Source organism: Desulfovirgula thermocuniculi DSM 16036, assembly GCF_000429345.1.
Classification (GTDB): Bacteria; Bacillota; Desulfotomaculia; order Desulfotomaculales; family Desulfovirgulaceae; genus Desulfovirgula; species Desulfovirgula thermocuniculi.
In genome coordinates, this window is the sequence record NZ_AUBR01000094.1 from 1 (window position 1) to 5438 (window position 5438).

General features: G+C 58.7%; 6 protein-coding genes and 1 CRISPR repeat array. Of the genes, 2 read left to right on the top strand and 4 right to left on the bottom strand.

All coding sequences use genetic code 11. The annotated features are described in order from the left end of the window. Positions 1–189: hypothetical protein (locus G454_RS22175; protein WP_211230116.1), on the top strand; the 189-nt coding region annotated here is incomplete at its 5' end. Between the two features lie 153 nt (positions 190–342). After that, the gene (locus G454_RS19485) at positions 343–1320 is read left to right on the top strand and encodes a bile acid:sodium symporter family protein (protein ID WP_051276510.1); all 978 of its coding nucleotides are present in this window, start codon (positions 343–345) and stop codon (positions 1318–1320) included. On the opposite strand, the gene G454_RS20580 is transcribed toward G454_RS19485, so the two are convergent. From G454_RS20580 to G454_RS20585, 4 genes are all read right to left on the bottom strand, one after another. Continuing rightward, a complete protein-coding gene (locus G454_RS20580) occupies positions 1309–1875 on the bottom strand; it encodes a TlpA family protein disulfide reductase (RefSeq protein ID WP_051276506.1) in 567 nt (188 codons plus the stop codon). The genes G454_RS19485 and G454_RS20580 overlap by 12 nt on opposite strands. A gap of 21 nt (positions 1876–1896) precedes the next feature. Continuing rightward, positions 1897–2574: a cytochrome c biogenesis CcdA family protein gene (locus G454_RS19495; protein WP_084413534.1), complete on the bottom strand. Its 678-nt coding sequence runs from the start codon at positions 2572–2574 to the stop codon at positions 1897–1899. Beyond that, positions 2571–3353 carry a carbohydrate deacetylase gene (locus tag G454_RS0114485; RefSeq protein WP_027719166.1) on the bottom strand — a complete coding sequence of 261 codons (783 nt, stop codon included), beginning with the start codon at positions 3351–3353 and terminating at the stop codon, positions 2571–2573. The genes G454_RS19495 and G454_RS0114485 overlap by 4 nt, the downstream gene beginning before the upstream one ends. Before the next feature lie 190 nt (positions 3354–3543). Next, positions 3544–3973: a CRISPR direct-repeat array (repeat unit 29 nt; unit sequence TTTCAATCCCATAATGGTTCGATTTGAAC). 543 nt (positions 3974–4516) lie between these two features. Beyond that, positions 4517–5438 (bottom strand): TIGR02710 family CRISPR-associated CARF protein (locus tag G454_RS20585; protein WP_027719167.1); only part of this gene is annotated, 922 nt, incomplete at its 5' end.

Here is a 5438-nt window from a genome sequence, read left to right on the forward strand (position 1 = left end):
GGTTCCTTGGTACAAAGGAAACATTTTCCTTATTGGCTCGACATCGATAGAAAGGAGGGCCGAAAAAAAGTGCTGGTGACTGCAGCCGGAGTGAACAAAAACCTCGAAGGGAAAAAGCGTTGGCTGTTGAATATACACCATGTAAGGGCTTCCTCCTCCCTTTGTGGTTTTTTGGGGTTTTTCGATTAAATTCGACACAAAGAGGAGGAAGTCCTTTCTTCTTTTAAGTAAATGTGTTACAAAAAGCAGGTTAAGGAAGTGGGTAAAGCTTACCCCTTAGGTCCTAAAATCTTTCGGGTTCAAGAGCTCTAAGTTTTGCATTTTGCTCTTATAATATCTTTCATGAAGTGCTCGGAATTTCTGGCCCAATGCAACAGCTGGCTGGGGCGGCGCATGTTCCTGGTGGTGCTGACCGCCCTGGCCGCCGGTCTCTTTTTCCCTCTGCCGTCCTCGCCCTCCCTGGCCAAGGTGGCCGTGGCCCTGTTTGCCTACATGACCTTCATCACGGCCCTGGAAACCAGCTTCAAGGATTTCCTTTGCGTGATTGCCAGGCCCTGGGTGACGCTTTGGGTGCTGCTGCTCGTGCACGGGGCGGCGCCCCTTTTAAGCTGGACGCTGGGGCTTTTCTTTTACCCGGACAACTACCTGGTGAGGCTGGGCCTCCTGCTGGGGGCCCTCACACCCATCGGCGTCACCTCCATCATCTGGACCTCGCTGGTGCGGGGCGACGTGGCCTTGGCCCTGGCGGGGGTAACGGTAGACACCCTGGTCAGCCCTTTTCTCCTTCCTCTGCTCCTGGCCCTCATAGCCGGCCAAGCGGTGGAAGTAGACTACCGGCGCATGCTGGCGGGGCTTCTCTGGATGGTGACGCTGCCCAGCGTCCTGGGCATGGCCGCCAACGAGCTCAGCCGCCACCGCCTGGCCGGCTTTTCCCGCACCGCCGGCGGGTTCACCTCCAAGCTGGCCCTTTTCGGCGTCGTGTACATCAACGCCGGGGTGGTGGCGCCGGAAATACACTGGGGTCTCCCCGTAGCCAAAATGCTGCTGGCGGTCCTGGCCGCGGTGGCCGGCAGCTTTGCCCTGGGCTACCTGGGATCGCTGGCCTTAAAGGACCGCCGGCACGGCACGGTAGCGGCTATGATTTACAACGTGGGCATGCGCAACTTTAGCTTCGGCGTGGTGCTGGCCATGGCCTACTTCCCTCCTGCCGTGGCCGTCCCCGTAACGCTGGGCATGATCTTCCAGCAGCCTCTGGCCGCCCTGATCTCGTACTTCATCCGGCGCCCCGCGCGCCGCAGCCCTACGGCCTCACTTTCCTGAAGGCGGCAGCTTGGCCAGGATTTCCAGCATGTCCTGCAGGGTCAGCGGCCCCGTGTGCCTGTACCTGATCACGCCATCCCCATCCAGGAAAAAGGTGGTAGGGATGGCCCGCACCAGGTAAAGGCCAGCCACCTCCCCCCTGCCGTCCAGTAAGACCGGGAAGGTGTAGCCGTTTTCCTTTAGGAACTCCTGCACCGCGCCCGGTGACCTCTCGCTGCTCGTAAGGTTTACGGCCAGAACCTCCACCTCGCGGCCCTTTTGCCGGTAAAATTCCTGGATGGCCGGCATCTCCTCCCGGCAGGGAGGACACCAGGTGGCCCAAAAGTTCAACACCACCGGCTTCCCCCTCAGGGAGGAAAGGGTTACCTTTTTCCCGTCCGGTGCGGGCAAAGTAAAGTCCGGCGCCTGCCGGCCCACCTCCGCCCCCGGGACGGTTTCCTTGGAAGCCTCCCTTCCGGGGTCCTCCTTTCCTCCTTCCTTAACCGGCCAGCAGGCTACCGCCAGGAGCAGCACGGCCCCCAGGAGAAAGGCCAGCGGGAAAAAAATCCTGCTCAACGTATATCCCCCTCTTCCTATTCACCTCAAGAGATAGTATAACCCCAGGCCTGCCAGAAGCAGGCCGCACAGCTTTGGCCCCAGGAAAAGGTACCGCGAACTCCGGCGTAGCGCCCCCACCACCGGCCCCAGGGCGGCGGCGGAGAGCACAAAAGGCACGCCCAGCCCCAGGGAGTAGGCGGAGAGCAGCAGAGCCCCCGCCTTCAGGCTGGCGCTCTGCCCGGCCACCAGCAGGATGGAGGCCAGCACCGGCCCCACGCAGGGCGTCCAGCCGGCAGAAAAGGCCGCCCCCAGCAGAAAGGAGCTTACCCATCCCGCCTCCCGCGGCACAAAGCGGACCCTCCTTTCCCTCACCAGCCAGCCGAAGTTCAGGAATCCGGCCAGCTGCAGGCCGCAAAGGAGGATCAGCGCCCCGCCCGCCTTACGCAGCAGGTGCATGTGGTGGAGGAGCAGTTGCCCCAGCTTGCCGGCGGAAAGCCCCATAAGCACGAAGAGCAGGGAAAAGCCCAGCACAAAGAAAGCGGTGCGCCCGAGCAGCTCGAAGCGCCCGCCGCCCCACTCCCGCCGCAGCAGCTCTTCCAGCGAAGAACCGGCCAGGTAGGCCAGGTAGGAGGGCACCAGGGGCAGGATGCAGGGAGAAAAAAAGGAAAGCAGCCCGGCCACAAAGGCTGCTCCCAGGCTCACCTCCAACTCCTTCAAGCAGGGTAGCCCCCTTTCAACCCGGCTAAATCTCGGTAGCTTCCCAGGGTCACGCCGCTTTCCCGCAGGCGCTCCTTAAGGGAAGGCCGGCACAAAACGGCCAGCTCCCTTTCCCTCTCCAGGGCGTAACCGCTCAGGCGCCGCAGTTCTCCGTCGGCCAGGCCCGGATGGGTCATGATTTCCATGGAACGGGCCCCGCGGCGCAGGCCCTCCTGCACGGCCTCCCAGAAGCCCTCCTCGGTAGCACCCCCGCCGTACCAGGAACCCCAGAAAAAATCCACCACGGAAACGCCGCGGCGGGAAAGATAGCCCGCTACCTCCGCCGTGGTGGCGCGCACCGGCAGCCCGTACTCCACGGCCAGGTCCGCCAGCACCCCTAACACCAGGGGGTGCTCGTGCACGTGGTGGTGGGTGTCCAGGTGGGTTACGAGCACCCCGCCTTCCCGGGCCTTTTTTATTTGGGCGAGGAACTCCCGCCGCACTTCTTGCACGTTAAACCCTGCGGCAAAGAGGGCTTCTTTCTTTTTAAAGAGGCCTTCCCCGTCCACCAGGCTGCTCACTTCTTGCGGCGGGGAAACGGGCCGCCCCGCTGTCAGGCAGAGGTGCACGCCGCAGGCCCCCACCGCACCACGGCGTAAAAGCCCCAGGGCCTCCTCCGTACCCGGCATGTTCACCATCAAACTGACGCTGCTCACCATGCCGAAGGCCACGGCCTGCACTATGCCCCGGTTAACACCGGGGGTATAACCAAAATCGTCGGCGTTCACGATGAGGAGCACAGCTACCGTAGTCCTCCCGGACCCACAACACTCAAAACCTATTATACCTTACAAAGGCCTTTCTGGAGGTTCCTTTGGATGAAAAAACCTCCGCTACCTTTGGTCACGATGCCGGAAGGGGAGGCCCCTGTTTTGGGCTCATCCCACATGAGGGTGGTGGCAACCACTTTCGCCGCGTCCACCCCGGGAGTTTCAATCCCATAATGGTTCGATTTGAACATTCCCCATCAGTTAGCTTGCAAACTCTTTGCAGAAGTTTCAATCCCATAATGGTTCGATTTGAACCACGTCGATTTCGACCACTACCTTGGCCTTTAGGTACGTTTCAATCCCATAATGGTTCGATTTGAACGCACTTTCCGCATCCAGGACGTGCAGCCCAGCGAAGGGCGTTTCAATCCCATAATGGTTCGATTTGAACCATTTTCTTCTCCCGCTACTCGCCGCGCTCCCGTTAGTTTCAATCCCATAATGGTTCGATTTGAACCGAAACACCCCTCAGAAGCCATTCTCGTGCGTTTAAATTTTCAATCCCATAATGGTTCGATTTGAACATTTTCGCCAAAGCAAAAGGCGTGCCAGGAAGAAAATTTTCAATCCCATAATGGTTCGATTTGAACTAAGGAAGAGAATGCACGATTTTTGAGGGTTTTGAGGCTAGTGTTTGCCGTCGATCCCCGGTAGGAAAACCTCCCACGGGAAACGACGGCACCACTATCCTCGTTGGATCGCGCGTAAAATCTAGACCTCTCCTTTTGCACCTTTCAGGGAACATCCCGCAGGAGGAGGGAAACAGCTTGATCGACGGCCATCACAAAAAATAATAACACGCCTGGAACATCTTTTAAACCTCTGCTGGGGAAAGCCGCCTTTCGCCCCTCCCGAAAAAATTACCTGAAATCTAAACGCGGACAGGTGAGGCTGGGTAATACCATGCTACGCTCATGCTTCCCCCTCTAAATCACCCAATAGGTGTGGCGGTATGAGAAAGGTAATACCACGCTACGCTCATGCTTCCCCCCACCCGAAAGGGATGTGGCGTGTAACATATACCGTGGTCCCACTGCGCTCCTGTTTCCCCGAGGAAAATTTCCTAAAACAGCCGCCTTCAGCTTTTTACCGCGCTTTGGGCGGCGGTGGGGCTCCAGCCCGCAGAAAATCTCCTAATCTAAAACGGGAAAGGTGGCCCTGCTAAGATAAGCATTTAGCTGCGGCACTACCTTTAGGAGCAACGGCTCCAGGGCCTCCTTAAGCCGCAAGGCTACTTCCTCATTAACCGGTTGTAGTCCGTGAGCGGCAATGGACTCGTTGCGAGCCCGCAGAGCATTCCTTAATCCCAGATCTTCCCAAGCTCTGCCTAGCTCGTCACCAAGTGCCGCCAGCAGCTCATATGCAGCCTTTAAGGGAACTTGCACCCTGCCGCGCTCATTCCCATAGGTTTCCAGCCATCCCCGCGCGCCGTCAGGCACCCTCTCCACATCCACATTGCCCGTATCAATACCGTAGCCGTGCCAGAGCCTGTACTGCGCCATCATTTCCGCAAGCCGGTACAGCCGTGCAACGGCATCGATAAACCGCCTTTCCTCCAAGCGTCGAAAGGCATTTGCCCACAGGTCCACCAATAATTCCGCGCAGAGCCTCTTTGCAGGCTCTTCCTCCCTCAACCTACGCGCAATTTGATTAACCCAGCCCTTATTCTCTTTCACCTTCTCCGGCCAGCGTTCCACCACCACCCTGCCTATGGCTTCAAATGCTTCTCTGGTCGCAAGGTGGTCGAACGCATCCCACAACCGGTAAGCCTTACATAGGAGATAAAGCTCTTCCAGGTCGGCAAACCAACGCCTTACCAGTCCCGGCGAAAACCTGCCGAGAAAACTCTCCAGTACCTTTTCGGCAGCGGCAAACTGCCAGCTGTTAAAGAGCCGCCTTCCTTCCGCAAGAACTTTCCGGGCAAAGAGTTTGTTAGGAGTTACGGTGACATCCTCCCCCCAATAAATTGGGGGGCATCCCGTCGTGGGATGGCGGCTGATCAACCGCAGGTTAGCCAGCATTCCCCGGCTGACCCGGATCATCACCTTGGCCTTT

Bases quoted from the DNA above. Each gene is read 5' to 3' on its own strand.
- G454_RS19485 (WP_051276510.1), top strand. From the start codon at position 343: ATGAAGTGCTCGGAATTTCTGGCCCAATGCAACAGCTGGCTGGGGCGG.